Origin of the sequence: Natronogracilivirga saccharolytica, assembly GCF_017921895.1 — a bacterium.
Classification (GTDB): domain Bacteria; phylum Bacteroidota; class Rhodothermia; order Balneolales; family Natronogracilivirgulaceae; genus Natronogracilivirga; species Natronogracilivirga saccharolytica.
This window is the reverse complement of record NZ_JAFIDN010000003.1, coordinates 435,973-455,622: the sequence shown is the minus strand read 5'-3', so window position 1 is coordinate 455,622 and position 19,650 is coordinate 435,973. Positions and strand designations below refer to the sequence as shown.

The 19,650-nt window shown below is 47.6% G+C and carries 32 protein-coding genes and 1 pseudogene; all 33 read right to left on the bottom strand.

Annotation, left to right across the window (positions count from 1 at the left end; all coding sequences use genetic code 11):
• Positions 1 to 376: 376 nt before the first annotated feature.
• Positions 377 to 1,024: pseudogene (gene rplQ, locus NATSA_RS15745) on the bottom strand (50S ribosomal protein L17); the annotation flags it as partial.
• A 29-nt stretch (positions 1,025 to 1,053) separates the two neighbouring features.
• Positions 1,054 to 2,031 (bottom strand): DNA-directed RNA polymerase subunit alpha, encoded by a 978-nt coding sequence (locus tag NATSA_RS06410; RefSeq protein WP_210511172.1) that lies wholly within the window; start codon positions 2,029 to 2,031, stop codon positions 1,054 to 1,056.
• Between the two features lie 41 nt (positions 2,032 to 2,072).
• Complete coding sequence (rpsD, locus tag NATSA_RS06405) at positions 2,073 to 2,678, bottom strand: 30S ribosomal protein S4 (protein ID WP_210511171.1); 606 nt, start codon at positions 2,676 to 2,678, stop codon at positions 2,073 to 2,075.
• Between the two features lie 21 nt (positions 2,679 to 2,699).
• Positions 2,700 to 3,101 (bottom strand): 30S ribosomal protein S11, encoded by a 402-nt coding sequence (rpsK, locus tag NATSA_RS06400; protein ID WP_210511170.1) that lies wholly within the window; start codon positions 3,099 to 3,101, stop codon positions 2,700 to 2,702.
• 23 nt (positions 3,102 to 3,124) lie between these two features.
• Positions 3,125 to 3,505 carry a 30S ribosomal protein S13 gene (gene rpsM / locus NATSA_RS06395; RefSeq protein ID WP_210511169.1) on the bottom strand — a complete coding sequence of 127 codons (381 nt, stop codon included), beginning with the start codon at positions 3,503 to 3,505 and terminating at the stop codon, positions 3,125 to 3,127.
• Positions 3,506 to 3,523: 18 nt separating this feature from the next.
• Positions 3,524 to 3,640: a 50S ribosomal protein L36 gene (gene rpmJ / locus NATSA_RS06390; protein WP_210511168.1), complete on the bottom strand. Its 117-nt coding sequence runs from the start codon at positions 3,638 to 3,640 to the stop codon at positions 3,524 to 3,526.
• A 199-nt stretch (positions 3,641 to 3,839) separates the two neighbouring features.
• Positions 3,840 to 4,058 (bottom strand): translation initiation factor IF-1, encoded by a 219-nt coding sequence (gene infA, locus NATSA_RS06385; protein ID WP_210511167.1) that lies wholly within the window; start codon positions 4,056 to 4,058, stop codon positions 3,840 to 3,842.
• Positions 4,051 to 4,863, bottom strand: coding sequence for a type I methionyl aminopeptidase (gene map, locus NATSA_RS06380; protein WP_210511166.1), 813 nt, complete (start codon positions 4,861 to 4,863; stop codon positions 4,051 to 4,053). The genes infA and map overlap by 8 nt, the downstream gene beginning before the upstream one ends.
• Before the next feature lie 5 nt (positions 4,864 to 4,868).
• On the bottom strand, positions 4,869 to 6,173 hold the full coding sequence (gene secY, locus NATSA_RS06375; RefSeq protein WP_210511165.1) for a preprotein translocase subunit SecY: 1,305 nt from the start codon (positions 6,171 to 6,173) through the stop codon (positions 4,869 to 4,871).
• 25 nt (positions 6,174 to 6,198) lie between these two features.
• Complete coding sequence (gene rplO / locus NATSA_RS06370) at positions 6,199 to 6,648, bottom strand: 50S ribosomal protein L15 (protein WP_210511164.1); 450 nt, start codon at positions 6,646 to 6,648, stop codon at positions 6,199 to 6,201.
• A 28-nt stretch (positions 6,649 to 6,676) separates the two neighbouring features.
• The gene (gene rpsE / locus NATSA_RS06365; RefSeq protein ID WP_210511163.1) at positions 6,677 to 7,204 is read right to left on the bottom strand and encodes a 30S ribosomal protein S5; all 528 of its coding nucleotides are present in this window, start codon (positions 7,202 to 7,204) and stop codon (positions 6,677 to 6,679) included.
• Between the two features lie 12 nt (positions 7,205 to 7,216).
• Positions 7,217 to 7,582: a 50S ribosomal protein L18 gene (gene rplR / locus NATSA_RS06360; protein WP_210511162.1), complete on the bottom strand. Its 366-nt coding sequence runs from the start codon at positions 7,580 to 7,582 to the stop codon at positions 7,217 to 7,219.
• A 15-nt stretch (positions 7,583 to 7,597) separates the two neighbouring features.
• Positions 7,598 to 8,152, bottom strand: a complete 555-nt coding sequence (gene rplF / locus NATSA_RS06355; RefSeq protein WP_210511161.1) for a 50S ribosomal protein L6 — start codon at positions 8,150 to 8,152, stop codon at positions 7,598 to 7,600.
• Positions 8,153 to 8,166: 14 nt separating this feature from the next.
• Positions 8,167 to 8,559: a 30S ribosomal protein S8 gene (gene rpsH, locus NATSA_RS06350; protein ID WP_210511160.1), complete on the bottom strand. Its 393-nt coding sequence runs from the start codon at positions 8,557 to 8,559 to the stop codon at positions 8,167 to 8,169.
• A 22-nt stretch (positions 8,560 to 8,581) separates the two neighbouring features.
• On the bottom strand, positions 8,582 to 8,851 hold the full coding sequence (rpsN, locus tag NATSA_RS06345) for a 30S ribosomal protein S14 (RefSeq protein ID WP_210511159.1): 270 nt from the start codon (positions 8,849 to 8,851) through the stop codon (positions 8,582 to 8,584).
• Positions 8,852 to 8,859: 8 nt separating this feature from the next.
• Positions 8,860 to 9,414 (bottom strand): 50S ribosomal protein L5, encoded by a 555-nt coding sequence (gene rplE, locus NATSA_RS06340; RefSeq protein ID WP_210511158.1) that lies wholly within the window; start codon positions 9,412 to 9,414, stop codon positions 8,860 to 8,862.
• A 17-nt stretch (positions 9,415 to 9,431) separates the two neighbouring features.
• Positions 9,432 to 9,785 (bottom strand): 50S ribosomal protein L24, encoded by a 354-nt coding sequence (gene rplX, locus NATSA_RS06335; protein ID WP_210511157.1) that lies wholly within the window; start codon positions 9,783 to 9,785, stop codon positions 9,432 to 9,434.
• Positions 9,786 to 9,797: 12 nt separating this feature from the next.
• Positions 9,798 to 10,166 (bottom strand): 50S ribosomal protein L14, encoded by a 369-nt coding sequence (gene rplN / locus NATSA_RS06330; RefSeq protein ID WP_210511156.1) that lies wholly within the window; start codon positions 10,164 to 10,166, stop codon positions 9,798 to 9,800.
• Positions 10,167 to 10,201: 35 nt separating this feature from the next.
• Positions 10,202 to 10,471 carry a 30S ribosomal protein S17 gene (rpsQ, locus tag NATSA_RS06325; RefSeq protein WP_210511155.1) on the bottom strand — a complete coding sequence of 90 codons (270 nt, stop codon included), beginning with the start codon at positions 10,469 to 10,471 and terminating at the stop codon, positions 10,202 to 10,204.
• Between the two features lie 20 nt (positions 10,472 to 10,491).
• The gene (rpmC, locus tag NATSA_RS06320; RefSeq protein ID WP_210511154.1) at positions 10,492 to 10,701 is read right to left on the bottom strand and encodes a 50S ribosomal protein L29; all 210 of its coding nucleotides are present in this window, start codon (positions 10,699 to 10,701) and stop codon (positions 10,492 to 10,494) included.
• An 11-nt stretch (positions 10,702 to 10,712) separates the two neighbouring features.
• Complete coding sequence (rplP, locus tag NATSA_RS06315; protein ID WP_210511153.1) at positions 10,713 to 11,135, bottom strand: 50S ribosomal protein L16; 423 nt, start codon at positions 11,133 to 11,135, stop codon at positions 10,713 to 10,715.
• Between the two features lie 29 nt (positions 11,136 to 11,164).
• Positions 11,165 to 11,905 carry a 30S ribosomal protein S3 gene (gene rpsC / locus NATSA_RS06310; RefSeq protein WP_210511152.1) on the bottom strand — a complete coding sequence of 247 codons (741 nt, stop codon included), beginning with the start codon at positions 11,903 to 11,905 and terminating at the stop codon, positions 11,165 to 11,167.
• Between the two features lie 3 nt (positions 11,906 to 11,908).
• Positions 11,909 to 12,307, bottom strand: a complete 399-nt coding sequence (rplV, locus tag NATSA_RS06305; RefSeq protein WP_210511151.1) for a 50S ribosomal protein L22 — start codon at positions 12,305 to 12,307, stop codon at positions 11,909 to 11,911.
• Between the two features lie 6 nt (positions 12,308 to 12,313).
• Complete coding sequence (gene rpsS, locus NATSA_RS06300) at positions 12,314 to 12,589, bottom strand: 30S ribosomal protein S19 (protein ID WP_210511150.1); 276 nt, start codon at positions 12,587 to 12,589, stop codon at positions 12,314 to 12,316.
• A 6-nt stretch (positions 12,590 to 12,595) separates the two neighbouring features.
• Complete coding sequence (gene rplB / locus NATSA_RS06295) at positions 12,596 to 13,429, bottom strand: 50S ribosomal protein L2 (protein WP_210511149.1); 834 nt, start codon at positions 13,427 to 13,429, stop codon at positions 12,596 to 12,598.
• 11 nt (positions 13,430 to 13,440) lie between these two features.
• On the bottom strand, positions 13,441 to 13,737 hold the full coding sequence (rplW, locus tag NATSA_RS06290) for a 50S ribosomal protein L23 (RefSeq protein WP_210511148.1): 297 nt from the start codon (positions 13,735 to 13,737) through the stop codon (positions 13,441 to 13,443).
• The gene (rplD, locus tag NATSA_RS06285) at positions 13,734 to 14,384 is read right to left on the bottom strand and encodes a 50S ribosomal protein L4 (RefSeq protein WP_210511147.1); all 651 of its coding nucleotides are present in this window, start codon (positions 14,382 to 14,384) and stop codon (positions 13,734 to 13,736) included. The genes rplW and rplD overlap by 4 nt, the downstream gene beginning before the upstream one ends.
• An 18-nt stretch (positions 14,385 to 14,402) precedes the next feature.
• Positions 14,403 to 15,032 (bottom strand): 50S ribosomal protein L3, encoded by a 630-nt coding sequence (gene rplC / locus NATSA_RS06280; protein WP_210511146.1) that lies wholly within the window; start codon positions 15,030 to 15,032, stop codon positions 14,403 to 14,405.
• 24 nt (positions 15,033 to 15,056) lie between these two features.
• Entirely contained in the window at positions 15,057 to 15,368 is a 312-nt protein-coding gene (gene rpsJ, locus NATSA_RS06275) for a 30S ribosomal protein S10 (protein ID WP_210511145.1), read from the bottom strand.
• A gap of 13 nt (positions 15,369 to 15,381) precedes the next feature.
• Positions 15,382 to 16,569: an elongation factor Tu gene (tuf, locus tag NATSA_RS06270; RefSeq protein ID WP_210510926.1), complete on the bottom strand. Its 1,188-nt coding sequence runs from the start codon at positions 16,567 to 16,569 to the stop codon at positions 15,382 to 15,384.
• A gap of 25 nt (positions 16,570 to 16,594) precedes the next feature.
• Positions 16,595 to 18,697 (bottom strand): elongation factor G, encoded by a 2,103-nt coding sequence (fusA, locus tag NATSA_RS06265; protein WP_210511144.1) that lies wholly within the window; start codon positions 18,695 to 18,697, stop codon positions 16,595 to 16,597.
• A gap of 24 nt (positions 18,698 to 18,721) precedes the next feature.
• Entirely contained in the window at positions 18,722 to 19,189 is a 468-nt protein-coding gene (gene rpsG, locus NATSA_RS06260; protein WP_210511143.1) for a 30S ribosomal protein S7, read from the bottom strand.
• A gap of 35 nt (positions 19,190 to 19,224) precedes the next feature.
• Positions 19,225 to 19,599 (bottom strand): 30S ribosomal protein S12, encoded by a 375-nt coding sequence (rpsL, locus tag NATSA_RS06255; protein ID WP_210511142.1) that lies wholly within the window; start codon positions 19,597 to 19,599, stop codon positions 19,225 to 19,227.
• Between the last annotated feature and the right edge of the window lie 51 nt (positions 19,600 to 19,650).

Here is a 19,650-nt window from a genome sequence, read left to right as displayed (position 1 = left end):
CCGTTGTCAACTCCTTTCGAAAAAAAACCGACAACGCCCGCCCGCTTCCCTTCCTGCTCAGCCGGCGGAACTCACAATATACCACCACCCCGCTGACCTTGTCAATATCTATTTATACAAATCAGCGAAAAAATGGTAACTGTATCTGCTACTTGTCTTTATCAGTTTTGTCGCTGTCAGCGTCGTCTGACTTTTCTTTTTTTTCCGCAGATGACTTAGCATCTCCTGCATCCTCATCTTTGCCGGCAGATGATTCTTCAGCTTTGTTTTCCGGCGCGGACTCATTCTTCTGTTCCGCTTTATCAGATTTGGCAGCTGTATCTTTACTATCTTTTTCAGAAGGTTTGGCTGCCGGTTCTTTAGATTCTTTTTCAGCCGTTTTCTTCTCTTTGCTTTCCGGTGTTTCAGGCTGAGCCTGCTTGATTGCCCCGGACTCTGCATCAGACGGTTTCTTTTCCGGTTCTGTCGCGGCAGCCTTTGGTTTGGCTTGCTCTTTATCCGCCTTTTTCGGAGCAGCTTTAGCAGCAGCTTCTCCGGTTTCACCGGATTTTTCCTTCTTGCTTTCAGCGGCCCTGCCACTTCCCCTGGCCGTCTTCTTGCCGCCTGAACCGGCTCTTCCCCGCCTTGTCCGGCGCTTCTTCTTACCCGGAACATCAGGCTTCTCATCGTTGAAGTCAACCAGCTCAATCATGGCTTTTTCTGCACCGTCCCCAAGCCTTACACCCAGCTTGATTATCCGGGTGTATCCGCCGGCACGATCTTCCACCATGGGGGCTATTTCATCGAAAAGACGGGTTGTTGCTTCTTTGTCTCTTAAGTGACGAAATACATAGCTTCTGTTGTGGGTGCTGTCCTGCTTTGAGCGGTTTATAATTGGCTCTACGTACCCTCTCAAAGCCTTGGCCTTGGCAAGTGTCGTAACAATCCGCTCATTTTTTATGAGTCCCACCGACAATGCCATCAGCGTTGCCTTTCTGTGAGAAGCCGTTCGGCCCAGCTTTCGCCCTTTAACTAAATGACGCATGATATTTTAATTTCTTCGTTAAGCGTAAATTATTCATCCAGATACTTGTCTACATCCATTCCGAAATGCAGATTCTTCTCTTCGATTACTTCAGTGAGCTCGGCAAGTGACTTTCGTCCGAAATTCCGGAACTTCAACAACTCGCTTTCATCCTTGGATACAAGTTCAGCGATGGTGTTGATGTTGGCTGACTTCAGGCAGTTGTAAGCCCGCACACTGAGGTTGAGATCTTCAATACTGGTCTTGAGCAGATTGGCAACACGCACCTTTTCAGCATCCACCTCATCTTCTTCCTGGGAAAACGGCTCGTCAATCTGCTCGGTGATAAACTTCTCGATGTGATCTTTGAGAATTTTGCCTGCAATGGTAAATGCTTCCTTAGGATTGATGGATCCGTCGGTATTTACTTCCATCGAAAGCTTTTCATAGTCGGTACGCTGACCTACACGGACATTGTCCACATCATATTTTACCGATTTGATGGGTGTAAATACAGCATCCACAGGAATCAGGTCAATGTCACCCTCGTTCTCAAGGGTCATATCTTCAGAGGTAACATATCCTTTACCTCTTCCCATACGAAGCTCCAGCTCGATTTTTGTTCCTTCCGAGAGTGTTGCGATGGGTTGATCGGTATTCAGTGCCGTATATTCGGCAGTTGCTTCATTGATATCAGCGGCGGTAAGTACGCCCGGACCCTCTTTGACAAGATTGATCACGCCGCTGCTCTGCTCGACCTGCTTGAATCTTACTTCTTTGAGGTTCAGAATGATGTCGTAGACATCTTCCGAAACGCCTTCTATACTGGAATATTCATGTTTGACACCTTGAATCTTCACAGCGGTAATCGCCACTCCGGGAAGGGAGGAAAGAAGAACACGGCGGAACGCATTTCCAATGGTCACGCCAAAACCTCTTTCAAGAGGCTGGAGTACAAATCTTCCGAAAGTTTCGGTCGACTCTTCCACTACAAGGCTTTCGGGCATTAATAAATTGTTCGTGCTCATAAGGCAACGGGGGTTTCGTTAATTTCAGACTGTTGAATGGATCACTTGGAGTACAATTCGACGATAAGCTGCACATTGATGTTTTCCGGAATGTCTTCCATGTCAGGATAGTGCAGAAACTTGCCTGAGAGTGACTTCCGGTCTACCTCAAGCCACTTGTACTTTCTTCTGGATGTGTTTTTAATCGCATCACTCACCACTTCAAGATTTCTTGACTTGGGACGGATGGAAATCACATCACCGGCTCTGACGGAGAAGGACGGAATATTTACAACTTTGCCGTTTACTATCACGTGACGGTGAGTCACGAGCTGCCTGGCCTGCCGGCGTGTTCTCGCAAATCCCATCCTGAAAATGGTGTTGTCCAGTCTCGCCTCAAGATATTTCATGAGGTTTTCACCGGTTACGCCTTCCTTGGCATTGGCTTTTTTAAAAAGATTCCGGAATTGACGCTCCAGAACACCATAGGTATATCTGGCTTTCTGTTTTTCATCGAGCTGAATGGCGTATTCGGACTTCTTCATCCGGCGGGAACGCCCGTGCTCGCCAGGTCCGTACGGTTTTCTCTCAAGTGCCTTGCTGGGACCGAATATCGGTTCCTTGAATCTTCTTGCTCGCTTTTGCTTGGGTCCAGTATATCTTGCCATGTTATCTTTTACCTGTCTGTGTTATACTCTTCTACGCTTTGGAGGACGGCATCCGTTATGCGGAATAGGCGTCTTGTCTGTTATTACCTGCACTTCGAGCCCCGATGTAGCCAGTGCACGGATGGCTGCCTCCCGGCCGGAACCCGGTCCTTTTACAAAGACGTCTACTTTACGCAATCCCATATCATATGCGGACTTTGCAGCGGTTTGTGCACTCAGCTGTGCTGCATAAGGAGTGTTTTTCCGGGACCCCTTGAAGCCTTCACGGCCGGATGTGGACCAGGACACCACATTGCCGTCTGCATCCGTAATGGTTACGGTTACATTATTGAATGTAGCCTTGATGTAAGCGCGACCATTGGGATCGGCTAACTGCTTCTTCTTTTTTCTTGAAGCCGTTGTTTTTGCTTGCTTTTTCGCCATAATTGATTAGGTAGTTTGCACTGTTACTTTCTGGGGGCAATTTTCTTACCAGCAACCGTACGGCGTTTGCCTTTGCGATTGCGTGCATTGGTTTTGGTCCTTTGACCTCGGACCGGCAACCCTTTTCTGTGTCTCAGGCCACGGTAAGATCCGATATCCATCAGCCGCTTGATATTTGCATTCACTTCAGAGCGGAGAGCACCTTCGGTTTTGTGCTCGTTTTCAATTTCCTTCCGGATATTGGCCACTTCGCCTTCATCCCAATCATTTACTTTTTTACTCAGATCAATTCCGAGTTTTTCAAGTATCCGACGAGACTGTGTACGACCTATCCCGAAGATGTAGGTCAGGCCAACGACACCTCTTTTATTTTTTGGTAAATCTACTCCTGCAATTCGAGCCATACGATTCGTTTCCTGGGTTTACCCTTGTCTTTTCTTGTTCCGTGGGTTCTTTTTATTAATTATGTACAGTCTTCCCTTGCGACGAACCAGCTTGTCACTCGGGCTTCTCTTACGTACGGATGCTTTCGTTTTCATCTGTTTCTAATTTATGATTCTGACGTCACATGTAGTACCCATGTTGGCAATAAGCTTGCTTCTGTGTGGCGATAAGCCGCCATGGGTATTTCATCTGTTTACTTAAGTTCGATTTATAATGTCACATGCAATTCATCGACCGTGCTTGATCATGCTCCTGTTTATTCGGGACCATGTCCGGCCGTGTTCACTTCATCAATTATTTGTATCGGTATGTGATTCTGCCTTTACTGAGATCATATGGTGACATTTCAACGGTAACCTTGTCACCCGGCAGAATCTTTATGTAATACATTCTCATTTTTCCCGATACATGAGCCAGTATTTCATGCCCGTTTTCCAATTCAACACGAAACTGAGCATTTGGCAGTGCTTCTAAAATGGTACCTTCCTGCTTTATGGGCTCTTGTTTAGCCATGCGTTAGGATGTTGTCTATTTGAATTTTGGTTATCTCCTCAATATAGGCAAAAGTGCTCAAAATGTCAGCCTCACCATCCCGGACCGCAATGTCATGTTCATAATGTGCTGATTTTTTTTTGTCTGAAGTTATGATCGTCCAGCCGTCATCACGTGTCTTGATTTCCCGCGAACCCATAGTAACCATCGGTTCAACTGCCAGGGTGGTACCGCTTCTGAGACGCTTGCCTCTGCCCTGTATCCCATAATTTGGAACAGCCGGGTCTTCGTGAAGTTTTTTGCCGACTCCGTGTCCGACAAGCTCCCTGATCACCCCATATCCGCGGGACTCACAGTGCCGCTGAACCGCTGAGCCGATATCACCGGTAGTATTTCCGTGGCGTGCCTGTTCGATGCCGAGGTAGAGAGACTCCATGGTAGTCTTCAGAAGATCCATCGTATCATCATCGCATTCCTCAACAATGAAAGTATAAGCTGAATCTCCAACAAACCCATCCTTCAGGATTCCGCAGTCAATTGAAATGATATCTCCCGCTTTCAGCACCCTGTCGCCGGGAATGCCGTGAACTACTTCTTCATTTACCGATATGCACAATGCCGCAGGAAAAGGGTTCCTTCTGGGTCCGTATCCTTTGAATACCGGCTTGCCATCATTTTTTTTTATGTAATCCTCAGCCACCTGATTCAGCTCACCCGTTGTCACACCGTGACGGATGTGACCTGCGACCCTGGCCAGTGTTCTGGAAACCAGTCTGGCGCTGGTACGCATCTTTTCAATTTCGTTGTCGCTTTTCAGGTGAATCACGTTTTTTACCTTCTTCTTCCTCGTATTCGTCCGGTTTTCATGAAACCGTCATAGTGGCGCATCATCAGATGACTTTCTATTTGCTGCAAAGTGTCCAGTGAAACACTGACAATAATCAGCAGGCTTGTTCCGCCGTAAAACATGGCAAAACCGGGTGTCACACCGAAATTCGCCGCTACTGCCGGCAGGATGGCCACAATGGCTATGAAAATTGATCCCGGCAGTGTAATTCTGGAAAGTATATTGTCTATAAACTCAACGGTTTGTTTACCAGGTCTGACCCCGGGAATAAAACCACCCTGTTGTTTCATGGTATCAGCCATCTGTTTCGGATTAATCACAATGGCAGTGTAGAAGAACGTGAAGAAAACGACAATAATTGCGAATATGATGGAATAGGCAACACCGGTGAAATCACTTGACCATGCCGTCAGCATTTGTACCGTCTCATTGCCCGGGAAAAAGGTCCCTACCGTGCTGGGAATGAACATGATTGACTGGGCAAAAATGATCGGCATAACTCCCGCCGCATTTACTCTCAGAGGCAGATACTGCGTGGTACCGCCATAGACTTTTCTTCCGACCACTCTTTTTGCATACTGGACCGGAATTCTGCGCTGTCCCTGTGTCAGCAGTACAACTGAGGAGACAACGAGCACAAGAACACCAAGTTCAAACAGTACGATGATGATATTGTCTTTGGTCTGTATCTCATTCAGAAGGCTGGTCGGAAGCGCGGCGATGATACCTATCATAATAAGAAGCGAAATTCCGTTTCCTATGCCTCTTTCGGTAATTCTCTCACCAAGCCACATGACAAATACAGTACCGGCCGTGAGTACAATCATACCGGTTATGATAAATGCGGTATTACTGACGACAATAGCTTCCGGAGAGGTATTCATCAAATTAATTGAGAATCCGATGGACTGTACCAGTGTAATCAGCACGGTACCATATCGGGTAAGCTGATTGATTTTCCTCCGCCCTTCTTCCCCTTCACGCTGAAGTTTCTGAAAGTAGGGAACAACGGCACCCATAAGCTGGATGATAATTGCAGCCGTAATATAGGGCATGATGCCCAGGGCAAAGACTCCGGCTCTTGCAAATGCACCTCCTACGAACAGGTCAAATAACCCGAGCAGGTCTGTCGCAGCGCCTGTAGTTGCCGTTAACTGGGAAGCATCGACGCCCGGCATGGTGATATATGTCCCAAGCCGGTATATGAGAAGAATCCCTATAACATAGAAGATTCTTTTGCGAAGCTCCTCAATTTTGAAAATATTCTGGAAATTTTGAATCAAACTCATTCGGATTCAGCAATCAATAAATGTTTCAGATTTTAGTGGCAGTGCCACCTGCTTTTTCTATTTTTTCAACTGCAGCCTTGCTGAAGCCATGTGCTTCAACCTGCAGTTTCCCATCAATTTCACCACGGCCAAGAACTTTTACACGATCTTTCTTTCGGATGATCCCCGTCGAAACGAGATCTGCAACCGTAACCTTGTCGCTCAACTTTCCTTTCTTCCGGAATTCATCCAGTACGTCCAGATTCAATCCGACATATTCTTTTCTGAACGGATTTTTGAACCCGAACTTGGGGATACGGCGCTGAAGGGGCATCTGGCCTCCTTCAAATCCTCGCTTTTGCGAATATCCGCTGCCCGATTTCTGGCCTTTGTGACCTCTTCCTGATTGTTTGCCTAAACCGGAGCCTTCTCCCCGACCAACTCGCTTTCGGGTCTTCCTGTTTGGCGCCGGTGCTGCAAGATTATGTAATTTCATCGGTAGTTACCTCGGTATTAAAATTCTTTCAACCCTCAAAAACCTTCTTCAGAGAGACACCTCGTCTCTGAGCAATTTCTATCGGATCCTGCAATTGCTTAAGTGCATCAAATGTAGCTTTGACCACATTGTGCGGGTTGGGTGATCCCAAAGACTTGGTCAGGATGTTCTGGATACCGGCATTTTCAAGCACAGCTTTCACAGCTCCTCCGGCGATAACACCCGTACCTTCAGATGCAGGCCTCAGCAGGACTTTCCCGGCTCCGCATTTCCCGACTACGGGATGCGGTACTGTGAACCCTTTGTTCAACGGTATTCGGATAAGGTTCTTTTTGGCATTGTCTATACCTTTCTGAATGGCGTCTGCAACTTCATTGGCCTTGCCAAGTCCGTGTCCGACAATGCCTTCTTTGTTACCTACCACAACAATGGCGTTGAAGCTGAAGCGCCGGCCACCCTTTACAACTTTGGCGACTCTGTTGATATGTACCAGTCTTTCCTCGAGATTGAGTTCGCTGGCCTTAATGTTGTATTGTTTTCTTTTAACTTTTGGCATATTCGATTTGGATTAAAACTGTAATCCTCCTTTACGAGCTCCCTCGGCGAGGCTCTTTATAATTCCGTGATATTTGTACCCGCTGCGATCAAAGACAACCTGATTGATTCCTTTGTCGATGGCTTCCTTGGCCAAAAATTCTCCTATGGCCTCGGCTTTTTCCATCTTGGCCTTCTCGCCCATCTGGTCTTTCATGTTTTTCGAAACCGTAGAAGCAGCCGCAATGGTATGCCCGGCCTGATCATCTATCAGCTGCGCATATACGTGCTTTGAACTTTTGAATACAGCCAATCTTGGTGTATCGGCAGTTCCGGATATTTTGGACCGCACTCTTCGCCGAATCTTTGATCTCCGTGCCGTTTTTGAAAAGTTACTCATTGTTCGACTCCTGGATTATTTTCCGGCAGACTTACCGGCTTTTTTACGTACATATTCTCCGACATAACGCACCCCTTTGCCCTTGTAAGGCTCTGGCGGACGCAGACTTCTGATTTTAGCTGCAACCTGGCCCACAAGTTCTTTGTCGATTCCGCTCACAATGATGCGGGGGTTTTTTGAGGATTTGGTGTCCACCTCAATATTGATTCCGTCAGGCGGCACAAAAAAGAAAGGGTGGGAATAGCCAAGTGACATCTCAAGTACATTTCCGTTAACCATTGCACGGTAACCAACGCCGATGATTTCCAGTTCTTTTTTGAAACCGTCTGTTACTCCGGTAATAAGATTGGAAATCAGGACACGGTACAAACCGTGCAGTGATTTTACTTTTTTATCCTCCGAGTCACGGGCTATTACAACCTCATCCTCATTCTTCTCCACTTTGAATCGTGGATCAATTTGCAGGGAGAGTTCACCTTTTGAACCTTTGACAGTGACCTTGTTGGCCTTGTCAATGGAAAACTCAACACCTTTGGCCAGTGGTACTGGCAGATTACCAATTCGAGACATAGTTACAAATTATTTTAGTAGACGTAACACAGAATTTCGCCACCTACACGAAGCTTTCGGGCTTCCTTATCGGTCATAACACCACGGGATGTGGTCAGAACAGCAATTCCGAGACCGTTGTGGACCCGCGGAATTTCATCGGCAGTACAGTACTTCCGAAGACCGGGTCGTGATACACGATTCATTTTTTTGATGACCGGCAGACCATAATGATCGTATTTCAGAAAAATACGAAGCAAGCCCTGCTGATTGTCATCGATATCCATGTAGCGCTGAACGTAGCCCTTGTCCTGCAAAATCTGGGTCATAGCCCTTTTCATTTTGGATGCAGGAATATCAACCCGGCGGTGGCCGGCTTGCTGAGCGTTACGAATTCGCGCAAGATAGTCAGATATAGGATCAGTCATGATTGTTTGCAGAAATTGTTGTTTACCAGCTGGCTTTTTTTACACCGGGTATTTTACCATCGGATGCCAGTTCTCTGAATTTGATTCTTGAAACACCATATCTTCCAACGTATCCGCGGCTTCTGCCGGTAAGGGAGCAGCGGCGCCGCACTCTTGTTGGACTGGCATCTCTCGGAAGCTTTTGCAAAGCCTCATAATCACCGGCTTCCTTCAACTCTTTTCGCTTCTGAGCATATTTCTCAGCCGTTTTCTTTCGCTTTTCGTTGCGAGCTATCCAGGATTTCTTGGCCATATTAGGAATCAGTTATTTCGTTTTACAAATGGCATACCAAAATGCTTCAGAAGCTGATATGCCTGCTCATCATTTTCCGCGGTAGTTACAAACGTAATATCGAGACCGTGGATCCGGTCCAGATTGTCGGTATCAATTTCCGGGAAAATGGAATGTTCGGATATACCGAGTGTGTAGTTGCCGCGACCGTCAAATCCCTTGTCAGATACACCCTGGAAATCCCGGGTTCTCGGAAGGGCCAGTGTGATTAGCCGGTCAAGGAATTCATACATAATCTTGCCTCTCAGGGTCACCTTGCAACCGATCGGCATTCCTTCCCTGAGCTTGAAGTTGGAAATGGACTTCCGGGCTTTGGTCAGAACAGGTCGCTGTCCTGTGATAGCGGCAATGTTTCCAGCCACATCATCAAGGACTTTACGGTCTGAGACGGCCTCACCAACACCTGCATTGACAACTATCTTTGTAAGTTTAGGGACAGACAGATCATTTTCCAGCTTGAAGTCCTTCTTCAGTTTGCTGACAATGTCGCTTTTGTATTCGGTATATAATCTTGCTTCAGCCATAGTGATAATATTCTAATCTATTTATCGAGTGTTTCGCCGCTGACCTTGGCCACTCTCACCCATCGGCCTTTTCCGGTTTCAGAGACGCGGGTCCGGCCGACTCTTGTTGCCTCATCACTTACGGAATCAACCGGAAGGACATTGGATATATGAACAGGCATTTCCTGTTTCATTCTTCCGCCCTGGGGGTTTTCCTGAGTCGGTTTCTGATGTTTGGTTCTCATGTTGATACCTTCTATCAGCACACGGTCACGGTCAGGAAAGACACGCAGCACTTTCCCTCGCTTACCCCGGTCGTTTCCGGAAATCAGTTCGACGTTATCGCCTTTTTTAATATGAAGCTTCTTTTGTTTGTTTTTCTTACGTGGCATAATCCAGCTTGTTTAAAGTACTTCAGGGGCCAGTGAGATAATTCTCATGAAATTCTTTTCACGAAGTTCCCGGGCAATGGGACCGAAAATCCGGGTCCCTACAGGTTCCTGATCTTTGTTTATAATAACGGCGGCGTTTTCGTCGAACCGGATGTAGCTTCCGTCTTTTCTACGAAATTCTTTTTTGGTTCTGACCAGAACCGCACGAACAACTTCACCTTTTTTTACGGTTCCGCCCGGAATAGCTGTTTTAACAGAACAGATGACCAGATCACCAACTCGGGCGTATCTTCTCTTGGAATCACCAAGTACCTTAATACACATCACTTTTTTGGCGCCGCTGTTATCAGCTACAGTTAGTATGGACTGTGTTTGAATCATGGCTTATAACCTTCTATACTTGCAAGAATGATTTGTTACTTGGCTTTTTCTATGATTTCCACCAGTCTCCAGCGCTTTTGCCTGGATAACGGGCGGGTTTCTACGATGCGTACCAGATCTCCCGGCTTGGCTTCATTGTTCTCATCATGAGCCATATATTTTCTGGTTTTGGTAATGAACTTGCCATAGATCGGATGTTTGATCTGTCGTTCAATAGCTACAGTGATGGACTTTTCCATTTTGTCACTGACAACCCGTCCGGTACGTTGTTTGCGTTGATTTCGCGCAGTTGTTTCTGTGCTCATGTTTTAATTATCCTCTTTGCTTAAACTTCGGCCTGTTCAGCCCGTTTTTTTTCCCTGATGACGGTATATAATCGAGCAAGTTCCTTGCGATGATTCTTGATTGTCGCAGGACTCTCAACCTGGCCGGCAACAGCTTTGTTGAAATAAAGTTTTTGAAGTGACTCTATTTCATCTTTGATACGAGCTTCCAGCTCAGCAACTGACAAATCTCTGAGTTCGTGTGCTTTCATACGTCTTTCCGTTATTTACCGTCGACACTCCGACGCATAACAAATTTGGTTTTGATCGGAAGTTTAAATGATGCAAGACGCAAGGCTTCTCTCGCCAGTGACTCGCTCACTCCGGTTATTTCGAAGAGAATGCGGCCGGGCTCTACTACTGCTACAAAATGATCCGGTGCTCCCTTTCCCTTTCCCATCCTGGTTTCGGCTGCCTTTTTTGTAATAGGCTTGTCAGGGAAGATTCTGATCCAGGTCTGACCCTCTCTCTGAAGTCTCCGTGTAATTGCAACACGACAAGCTTCAATCTGGCGCGAGGTAATAAATTTCGGTTCGAGTGCTTTCAGACCAAAATCACCAAATGCCAACTGATGACCACGGCCGGCAACTTTTTTGAATCGGCCTCTTTGAACCTTTCTGTGCTTTACTCTTTTGGGCTCTAACATGTTTCTATTTATTTAAAACTTTAAAGTAATCAGCTTTTTTTCCTGCGCCGCTGACCACCCCCGCGGGATCTTTTTGACCTGCGCTTCTCCTGCTGCCCTTCGGCTTCAGGCTTGGTGGTTACAGCTGAGGGTGTAAGATCAACATCCCCGATAATTTCACCTTTGAAAATCCAGACCTTTACTCCGATACTTCCGTAAATTGTCTGTGCTGTTGCTACAGCGTAGTCGATATCAGCCCTGAATGTGTGAAGGGGAACACGGCCTTCCTTGTACTGTTCAACCCGGGCCATTTCCGCTCCGCCAAGACGGCCGGCGGCCTTGACCTTGATTCCTTCCGCGCCCATTCTCATAGCTGAAGCAATGGAAGTTTTCATTGCACGGCGGAATGAGATTCGTGACTCAAGCTGCTGAACTATGTTCTGGGCTACAAGATTGGCATCGGTTTCCGGTCGCTTGATCTCACTGATATTGATCTGAACATCTTTGTTTGTCACCTTTCGAAGTTCTTCACGCAGCAACTCCACCTGCTCACCGCCTTTTCCGATAATAACACCCGGACGGCTGGTCATCAGTGTGAGCAAAATTCTCTTCGGTGTTCTTTCAATGATCACTCGAGACAAACCGCCGTTGCGCAAACGGGCATGAAGATAGTTCCGCAGCTGTTCATCCTCTCTGAGGTTCTCCTGTATCTGGTCTTCCGAATACCAGTTGGAATCCCATCCGCGAATAATACCCAGTCTAAGACTTGTTGGATTTACTTTTTGTCCCAAAACTTATTCCTCGTTTACTTGGTTTTCATCTTCAAGTTCAACATCCTTTTTTGTAACCACTACCGTAATATGGCTGGTTCTCTTTTTGATCGGATGCGCCCGTCCCATCGGAGCCGGCTGAATACGCTTTAATGTCGGACCTTCATCGACATATATCTCGCGAACGACAAGTTCTTCATTGTCAAGCGGTTCGTCTTCGAATCTGTCTCTGAGATTGGCCGCAGCGGAACGGATAACCTTCGATACCACTTCAGATGCTTTCTTATTGACAAACTGAAGTCGTGTTACCGCTTTGTCAACCTGTTCACCCCTTACAAGGTCCGCTACCAGGCGAACTTTTCTCGGGGAGATACGGATAAACCGCTGAACAGCCCTGGATTCATATGTGACTGTATCTTCCATTATTTATTATTTTTTTTCACCTTTTTTGACAGGGTGTCCTTTAAATGTCCGGGTCGGGGAGAACTCGCCGAGTTTATGTCCAACCATGTTTTCGGTAACATAAACCGGTACAAATTGTTTGCCGTTGTGTACAGCAAATGTGAGTCCGACAAAATCCGGTGATATCATGGAACTGCGGGACCATGTTTTGATCACTTTCTTGCTCCCGGATTCATTGGCTTTATCAACCTTCTTCTGGAGCTTGTGATGTATAAACGGACCCTTTTTTAATGATCTAGGCATACCGATTTACTGTTTTTGATTTCTTCTGCGAACTATGAATTTTGAAGATAGCTTCTTCTTTTTCCGGGTTTTGTACCCTTTGGCAATCTGCCCCCATGGTGAACGGGGATGACCACCGGATGATTTTCCTTCTCCACCACCCATGGGGTGATCTACCGGGTTCATAACCGTACCACGGACGGTAGGTCTTTTGCCTTTCCAGCGGTTTCGTCCGGCTTTTCCAAGCTGAACATTAAAATGATCCGGATTGCTTACCACTCCTACAGTAGCCAGGCATTTGCCGTTGATCATCCTGATCTCCCCTGACGGCATTTTCAGTGTTGCATATTTTTCCGTTTTGGCAATCAGCTGTGCTCCTGAACCGGCACTTCTGACAAGTTTACCACCGTTGCCCGGATGATATTCCACATTGTGAACAACTGTACCCAGCGGCATTTTCTCCAGCGGCATCGTGTTGCCGTTGTCAGGTGACACCCATTTCTGTGCACTGATGATTTTATCCCCGACGCTCAGCTTGTCCGGAGCGATGATATACCGCTTCTCTCCGTCGCTGTAGGCAACAAGTGCTATCCTTGCCGTTCTGTTGGGATCATATTCAATGGTCTTGACTATAGCCGGGATGTCAAACTTGTCCCTTTTAAAATCAATAATGCGGTACCTTCTCTTATGACCACCGCCAATATGGCGCATGGTTATCTTCCCTCTGTGGTTGCGTCCACCGGTTTTGTGGAGCTTTACAACCAGGGATCGTTCCGGTTTTCGCGTTGTGACATCCGAATAATCCGGAGCAATGCGATGCCGCGTGCCTGGAGTAATGGGCTTTAGTTTACGTGTTGCCATGCTTTTATACCTTATATTTCAGTAAAGAAGTCAATTTCCTGACCTTCTTTAATAGAGATAATCGCTTTTTTTGTCGCCGTGGTTCTTCCTGCAATAAATCCGCGGCGTGTATGCCGCCCCTTGGGTTTGCCGGGGTTGGTCATCGTGTTGACATTCGTTACGGTCACTTCCGGATACAGCTCTTCAACAGCTTTTCTGATTTCTTTTTTGGTAGCCTTGGGGTGTACCTGAAAAGCATACTTGTTCTCTTTCTCCTGAATACCGGTAAGCTTTTCCGTTATCAATGGTTTAATCAGGACACGTTTCATGCTTCAGCCTCCACAGTCTTACCTTTTAAACTTTCCTCGAGTTCTTTCACAGCACTTTCCTGCATCAGGACAACATCTGCATTCATCAGATGATATGTAGAGCTGTTGTTTGCCTGAAGTACCTTGACGTTCTGAAGATTGCTGCACGACTTGTAAACCACCGGTCTGGTTCCGGATGTCAGCACAAGTACTTTTTTCCCTTCAACACCGGACGCCTTGAGAATCTCAACAGCTGCTTTGGTTTTAGGTGTTTCAAAGTCAAAATCTTCAATTACTTTTACAGCATTGTCATTCAGTTTGTAGATCATTGCCGAAAGTCTGGCAAGCCGTTTCATCTTCTTTGTCAGTCTCACCGAATACTTTCTTGGTTTGGGACCGAAGACAGTGCCACCGCCTTTCAGCAATGGTGAGCGGATACTTCCTCTGCGCGCCATGCCGGTACCTTTCTGGCGATATGCCTTTCTTCCACCGCCACGGACCTCGGAACGCCCTTTTGTGCTTGCCGTGCCTTTTCTCTGATTGGCAAGATAAGATCGGACATCCTCATAGATCAGATTGTCTTTGGGCTCAGCACCGAACAGCGCATCGTCAAACTCTGCCTGCCGGCCGCTTTCGGATCCGTCTTTATTTATAACTTTGATTTTCATAGCAAAAAGCCGTTCAAATTATCCGTGATTATATACTTCTACCAACCGGTTTTTCGGACCGGGAATGGCACCTTTGATCAAAATAAGATTCGACTCCGGAAGCACCTTCATCAGCTGTAGTCTTTTTACTTTGACCCTGCTGTTGCCATCCTGACCTCCCATTTTTATTCCCTTGAATACTTTGGAAGGATCGGCCGATTGACCTATGGAACCGGGTGCCCGCTCGCGGTCTTTCTGACCGTGGGTTTGTCCGCCGACTCCGGAAAATCCGTGGCGTTTTACAACACCCTGGAATCCTTTACCCTTTGTAGTTCCGACAACATCAACATAGGTATTTTCCCTGAAGACATCGTCGATTTTAAGGGTGTCACCCACTTTGGCCCCTTCCGGGACAAAATCCCGCATCTCACGGATATACCGTTTCGGGCTGGTATTAGCTTTTGCGAAATGACCGCGCAGTGCTTTACTGACGTTCTTTTCCTTTTTTTCAACAGCAGCTATCTGAATGGCATCGTAGCCGTCAACTTCCATTGATTTGATCTGCGTTATTACACAGGGCTCAACTTCAACTACTGTTACAGGAACGTTGTTTCCATTGTCATCAAAGACATTGGTCATTCCGATTTTTTTTCCAATTAGTCCAGTCATCTTGGTAAGGAACTGATTTCCTGATTAAACTTTAATTTCCACGTCAACACCAGATGGCAACTCCAGCTTCATCAAAGCATCTACAGTCTGAGATCCTGTCGACAGAATGTCGATAAGCCGTTTGTGCGACCGAGATTCAAACTGCTCACGTGACTTTTTATTTACGTGTGGTGATCGGTTAACCGTGAAGATACTTTTGGCCGTCGGAAGGGGTATGGGACCCGATACTACGGCACCGGTAGACTTAACGGTCTTTATTATTTTTTCCGCTGATTTATCGATCAGATTGTGATCGTATGATTTCAGCTTGATTCTGATTTTTTGTTGGGTAGCCACTTGCGTATCAGTTTTAGTCCAGAATTTTACTTACTACGCCGGCACCTACGGTTCGGCCACCTTCACGGATGGCAAAACGAAGTCCTTCTTCCATGGCTACCGGCTGTATCAGGTTGACTTCCATGGCAACATTGTCGCCCGGCATGACCATCTCCACGCCTTCGGGAAGCTCACATACGCCCGTCACATCGGTCGTACGGAAATAGAACTGCGGGCGATAGCCCTTGAAAAACGGCGTGTGACGCCCGCCCTCATCCTTGCTCAGTACATACACCTCGCAGGAAAACTTCTTGTGAGGGGTGATCGAGTTCGGCGCACAGATAACCATCCCGCGCTCCAGGTCGTCTTTGCCTATGCCGCGAAGCAGCAATCCGGCATTGTCTCCGGCCTGGCCTTCGTCAAGCATCCGGCGGAACATCTCGATACCCGTGATTACCGACTTCATCTTCTCCTCGCGGATACCCACAATGTCAACATCCTGGTTGAGCTTGACCACGCCACGCTCGATCCGGCCCGTAGCTACCGTGCCACGCCCGGTAATGGTGAATACGTCCTCAACCGGCATCAAAAACGGCTTGTCCACATCCCGCTCCGGCGTAGGTATCTTCTCATCCACGGCCGCCATCAGCTCAATGATCTGGTCTTCGGCCTTCTCCTCGCCGTTCAGGGCGTTCAGGGCCGATCCCTTCACTACAGCGGCATCGTCGCCGTCAAATTCATACTTGCTCAGCAATTCGCGAACCTCCAGCTCCACAAGCTCCAGAAGCTCCTCGTCATCAACAAGGTCAACCTTGTTCATGAATACCACCAGCTCCGGTACGCCTACCTGACGCGCCAGAAGAATGTGCTCACGCGTCTGCGGCATCGGTCCGTCGGTGGCCGCTACCACCAGAATCGCCCCGTCCATCTGGGCCGCTCCGGTAACCATGTTCTTGACATAGTCGGCGTGACCGGGGCAGTCTACGTGGGCATAGTGACGACTCTCGGTCTCGTACTCCACGTGCGCCGTGGCAATGGTAATACCGCGCTCGCGCTCCTCGGGGGCATTGTCAATGTCAGCAAAATCCTTGGCCACTCCGCCGTAGCGCTTGGCCATGGTCTTGGTGATCGCTGCGGTCAGGGTCGTCTTGCCGTGATCCACGTGTCCGATCGTTCCTACGTTTACGTGCGGCTTGGTCCGTTGAAATGTTTCTTTTGCCATAGCTAAGTGTATTGAGCTTTATAATTTATGCTTTTTCTTCAATTACTTCTTTTGCAATAGATTCGGGAACCGGAGCATATTTCTTGAACTCCATCGAGTAAACTGCCCTTCCCTGTGACAGTGACCGGAGATGCGTGGAGTAGCCGAACATTTCCGACAACGGAACTTCAGCATCAATTACCGATCCTTCTACCCTGTTTTCCATTTTTCCGATGACTCCTCTGCGCCCGTTCAGGTCACCGATAATATCACCCATGTACTCTTCCGGAGTGATTACTTCCACTTTCATTACCGGTTCAAGGAGTATCGGGGAGGCTTTTCGGGCAGCTGATTTAAATCCGAGTTTGGCGCACATTTCGAAACTGACTGCGTCAGAGTCGACATCGTGGTAAGATCCGTCAAAAACTCTGACTTTTACACCTTCAACGGTATAGTTTGCAAGCACGCCGCTCTCCATAGCCCCTTTGAAGCCTTTTTCTACTGAAGACATATATTCTCTGGGGATATTTCCTCCTACGACTTCATCAACAAACTCGAAGCCGGTGTTGTCTTCCAGTGGCATGATCTCGAATTCGATATCAGCGAATTTACCCTTACCACCGGTCTGCTTCTTGTAAATTTCGCGATGGGTAACCGGTTTGGTAATAGCTTCGCGGTAGGAAACCTGCGGCTGTCCGACGTTGGCTTCCACCTTGAATTCACGCTTCAGACGATCTACAATAACCTCCAGGTGAAGCTCACCCATACCGGCGATGGTTGTCTGGGCGGTTTCATCGTCTACATTGACCTTGAAGGTAGGATCTTCCTCAGCCAGCTTTGCCAGTCCTGTTGTCAGCTTGTCATTGTCCGCCTTTGTTTTGGGTTCAACAGCGAGTTTGATAACAGGCTCGGGGAAGACCATCTGCTCAAGAATGATGGGTGACTTTTCATCACAAAGTGTGTCACCGGTGTGCACGCTCTTGATTCCAACAACTGCACAGATATCACCGGCTCTGACCTCCTTAATGTCTTCTTTGGAATTGGCATGCATTTTCAGCAGCCGTCCGACACGTTCTTTCTTTCCTGTTGATGCATTCAGCACATATGAGCCTGCCGACAATTCGCCGGAATATACTCTGACGAAGGTCAGTTTTCCGACATACGGGTCGGTCATGATTTTGAACGCGAGAGCAGAGAAGGGTTCTTCAATACTGGTTTTGCGAACAAGCTTCTCACCGTTTCCTTTGGCGTCGGTACCTTCAATGCCATCAACATCCATCGGTGACGGCATATACTTGACAATGGAGTTCAGCAGTGTCTGAATCCCCTTGTTTTTAAAAGCAGAACCGCACAGTACAGGTGTAATGCTGAGATCGATGGTCGCTTTGCGGAAAGCAGCCTCAAGTTCCTCACCCGTAATCTCTTCTTCCATCAGGTACTTTTCCATGAGAGAGTCATCATAATCGGCTATTGATTCGATCATGATTTTGCGGAACTCATCCGCTTTTTCCTGAAGATCTTCCGGGATATCAATTTCCTCGAAGTTTTTGCCAAGAGTGGAGTCGTCCCAAATGAATGCTCGCATGCTCATCAGGTCAACAACACCGCGGAAGTTATCTTCCGAGCCGATGGGTATCTGAAGCGGAACGGGAGTGGCCTTCAGGCGGGATTTCATTTGATCGATCACATTGTAAAAATCGGCGCCGGTTCTGTCCATTTTGTTGACAAAGGCCATTCTCGGAACACCGTACTTGTTTGCCTGGCGCCAGACTGTTTCGGACTGCGGCTGAACCGCACCCACGGCGCAGAATACAGCTACGGCACCGTCAAGCACACGAAGTGACCGCTCAACTTCAACGGTAAAATCCACGTGACCCGGGGTATCTATAATGTTGATACGGTGATCATCCCAGAAGCAGGTGGTTGCAGCTGAGGTAATGGTAATTCCTCTCTCCTTTTCCTGGTCCATAAAGTCCATGGTAGCGGCGCCATCATGCGTCTCACCGAGACGGTGGCTGATTCCGGTGTAAAACAGGATCCGCTCCGTTGCAGTTGTCTTACCGGCATCAATATGCGCCATGATACCAATATTGCGCGTTTTGCGGATTTGCTCCAGGACTTTCTTATTGCTTGTTGCTGTAGCTGACATGGTTCTTTATCGTAAACGTAATTTCTAAAATCGGAAATGGGCAAAAGCCTTGTTCGCTTCGGCCATTCGGTGAGTATCGTCTTTTTTACGGACGGCACCACCTTCATTATTGGCAGCATCCATAATCTCACGGGCAAGACGTGCAGACATGGACTTGTCATTGCGGGCTTTTGCGGACCTGATCAGCCAGCGCATGCTCAGCGCAGTGCTGCGGTCCGGCCGGACTTCAACCGGTACCTGATAGGTAGATCCGCCGACACGGCGGCTTTTAACCTCGATTACGGGAGCGGCATTGTTAAGGGCATCCTTGAAAACATCGATCCCCACCTTGCCTGTTTTTTCTTCAATGACCGAAAAAGCCTGCTTAAGGATCTTGCGGGCCGTCGATTTCTTGCCGTCCTTCATCAGACAGTTCACAAAAAGGGACACCGATTTGTCTGCAAAATCCGGATCGGGTTTAACTATTCTTTTTTCGGCACTTCTTCTTCGCATTGGTCAAATAACTAAAAAGTTAACATTACAGATCGTTATTGCTTGGGTCGCTTTGTTCCGTAGAGACTTCGCCGCTGACGTCGCTCATCAACACCTGCGGTGTCCAGTGCACCCCGCACAATGTGGTACCGGACACCCGGCAGATCCTTGACCCTGCCGCCCCGGATCAATACAATACTGTGCTCCTGCAGGTTGTGCCCCTCTCCGGGGATATACGCGGTCACCTCAATTCCGTTGGTGAGGCGAACACGGGCTACCTTGCGCAAAGCCGAATTCGGCTTCTTGGGCGTAGTTGTGTACACACGAGTGCAGACTCCTCGTCGCTGCGGACAGTCCTGTAGCGCAGGAGACGAAGTTTTCTTAGTTTTAAGCTTTCTGCCTTTACGGATTAACTGCTGTATCGTTGGCACGGTTCAATCGGTTTGATAAATGGATGTTAAAGAGTTTGCAAATATAGGGAA

Bases quoted from the DNA above. Each gene is read 5' to 3' on its own strand.
- secY (WP_210511165.1), bottom strand. From the start codon at position 6,173: ATGAGTTTGATTCAAAATTTCCAGAATATTTTCAAAATTGAGGAGCTT.
- fusA (WP_210511144.1), bottom strand. From the start codon at position 18,697: ATGTCAGCTACAGCAACAAGCAATAAGAAAGTCCTGGAGCAAATCCGC.
- rplP (WP_210511153.1), bottom strand. From the start codon at position 11,135: ATGTTAGAGCCCAAAAGAGTAAAGCACAGAAAGGTTCAAAGAGGCCGA.
- rpsD (WP_210511171.1), bottom strand. From the start codon at position 2,678: ATGGCAAGATATACTGGACCCAAGCAAAAGCGAGCAAGAAGATTCAAG.
- rplD (WP_210511147.1), bottom strand. From the start codon at position 14,384: ATGAAAATCAAAGTTATAAATAAAGACGGATCCGAAAGCGGCCGGCAG.
- rpsG (WP_210511143.1), bottom strand. From the start codon at position 19,189: ATGCGAAGAAGAAGTGCCGAAAAAAGAATAGTTAAACCCGATCCGGAT.
- rplB (WP_210511149.1), bottom strand. From the start codon at position 13,429: ATGGCAACACGTAAACTAAAGCCCATTACTCCAGGCACGCGGCATCGC.
- tuf (WP_210510926.1), bottom strand. From the start codon at position 16,569: ATGGCAAAAGAAACATTTCAACGGACCAAGCCGCACGTAAACGTAGGA.
- rplF (WP_210511161.1), bottom strand. From the start codon at position 8,152: ATGTCTCGAATTGGTAATCTGCCAGTACCACTGGCCAAAGGTGTTGAG.
- rplV (WP_210511151.1), bottom strand. From the start codon at position 12,307: ATGGAAGATACAGTCACATATGAATCCAGGGCTGTTCAGCGGTTTATC.
- rplO (WP_210511164.1), bottom strand. From the start codon at position 6,648: ATGAAATTACATAATCTTGCAGCACCGGCGCCAAACAGGAAGACCCGA.
- rpsK (WP_210511170.1), bottom strand. From the start codon at position 3,101: ATGGCGAAAAAGCAAGCAAAAACAACGGCTTCAAGAAAAAAGAAGAAG.
- rpsQ (WP_210511155.1), bottom strand. From the start codon at position 10,471: ATGAGCACAGAAACAACTGCGCGAAATCAACGCAAACAACGTACCGGA.
- rpsM (WP_210511169.1), bottom strand. From the start codon at position 3,505: ATGGCTCGAATTGCAGGAGTAGATTTACCAAAAAATAAAAGAGGTGTC.
- rplX (WP_210511157.1), bottom strand. From the start codon at position 9,785: ATGCCACGTAAGAAAAACAAACAAAAGAAGCTTCATATTAAAAAAGGC.
- rpmC (WP_210511154.1), bottom strand. From the start codon at position 10,701: ATGAAAGCACACGAACTCAGAGATTTGTCAGTTGCTGAGCTGGAAGCT.
- rplR (WP_210511162.1), bottom strand. From the start codon at position 7,582: ATGAGTAACTTTTCAAAAACGGCACGGAGATCAAAGATTCGGCGAAGA.
- rpsH (WP_210511160.1), bottom strand. From the start codon at position 8,559: ATGACTGATCCTATATCTGACTATCTTGCGCGAATTCGTAACGCTCAG.
- infA (WP_210511167.1), bottom strand. From the start codon at position 4,058: ATGGCTAAACAAGAGCCCATAAAGCAGGAAGGTACCATTTTAGAAGCA.
- rplC (WP_210511146.1), bottom strand. From the start codon at position 15,032: ATGACTGGACTAATTGGAAAAAAAATCGGAATGACCAATGTCTTTGAT.
- rpmJ (WP_210511168.1), bottom strand. From the start codon at position 3,640: ATGAAAACGAAAGCATCCGTACGTAAGAGAAGCCCGAGTGACAAGCTG.
- rpsN (WP_210511159.1), bottom strand. From the start codon at position 8,851: ATGGCCAAGAAATCCTGGATAGCTCGCAACGAAAAGCGAAAGAAAACG.
- rplN (WP_210511156.1), bottom strand. From the start codon at position 10,166: ATGATTCAAACACAGTCCATACTAACTGTAGCTGATAACAGCGGCGCC.
- rplW (WP_210511148.1), bottom strand. From the start codon at position 13,737: ATGAAACGTGTCCTGATTAAACCATTGATAACGGAAAAGCTTACCGGT.
- rpsS (WP_210511150.1), bottom strand. From the start codon at position 12,589: ATGCCTAGATCATTAAAAAAGGGTCCGTTTATACATCACAAGCTCCAG.
- rplE (WP_210511158.1), bottom strand. From the start codon at position 9,414: ATGGCTGAAGCAAGATTATATACCGAATACAAAAGCGACATTGTCAGC.
- rpsE (WP_210511163.1), bottom strand. From the start codon at position 7,204: ATGCCAAAAGTTAAAAGAAAACAATACAACATTAAGGCCAGCGAACTC.
- NATSA_RS06410 (WP_210511172.1), bottom strand. From the start codon at position 2,031: ATGAGCACGAACAATTTATTAATGCCCGAAAGCCTTGTAGTGGAAGAG.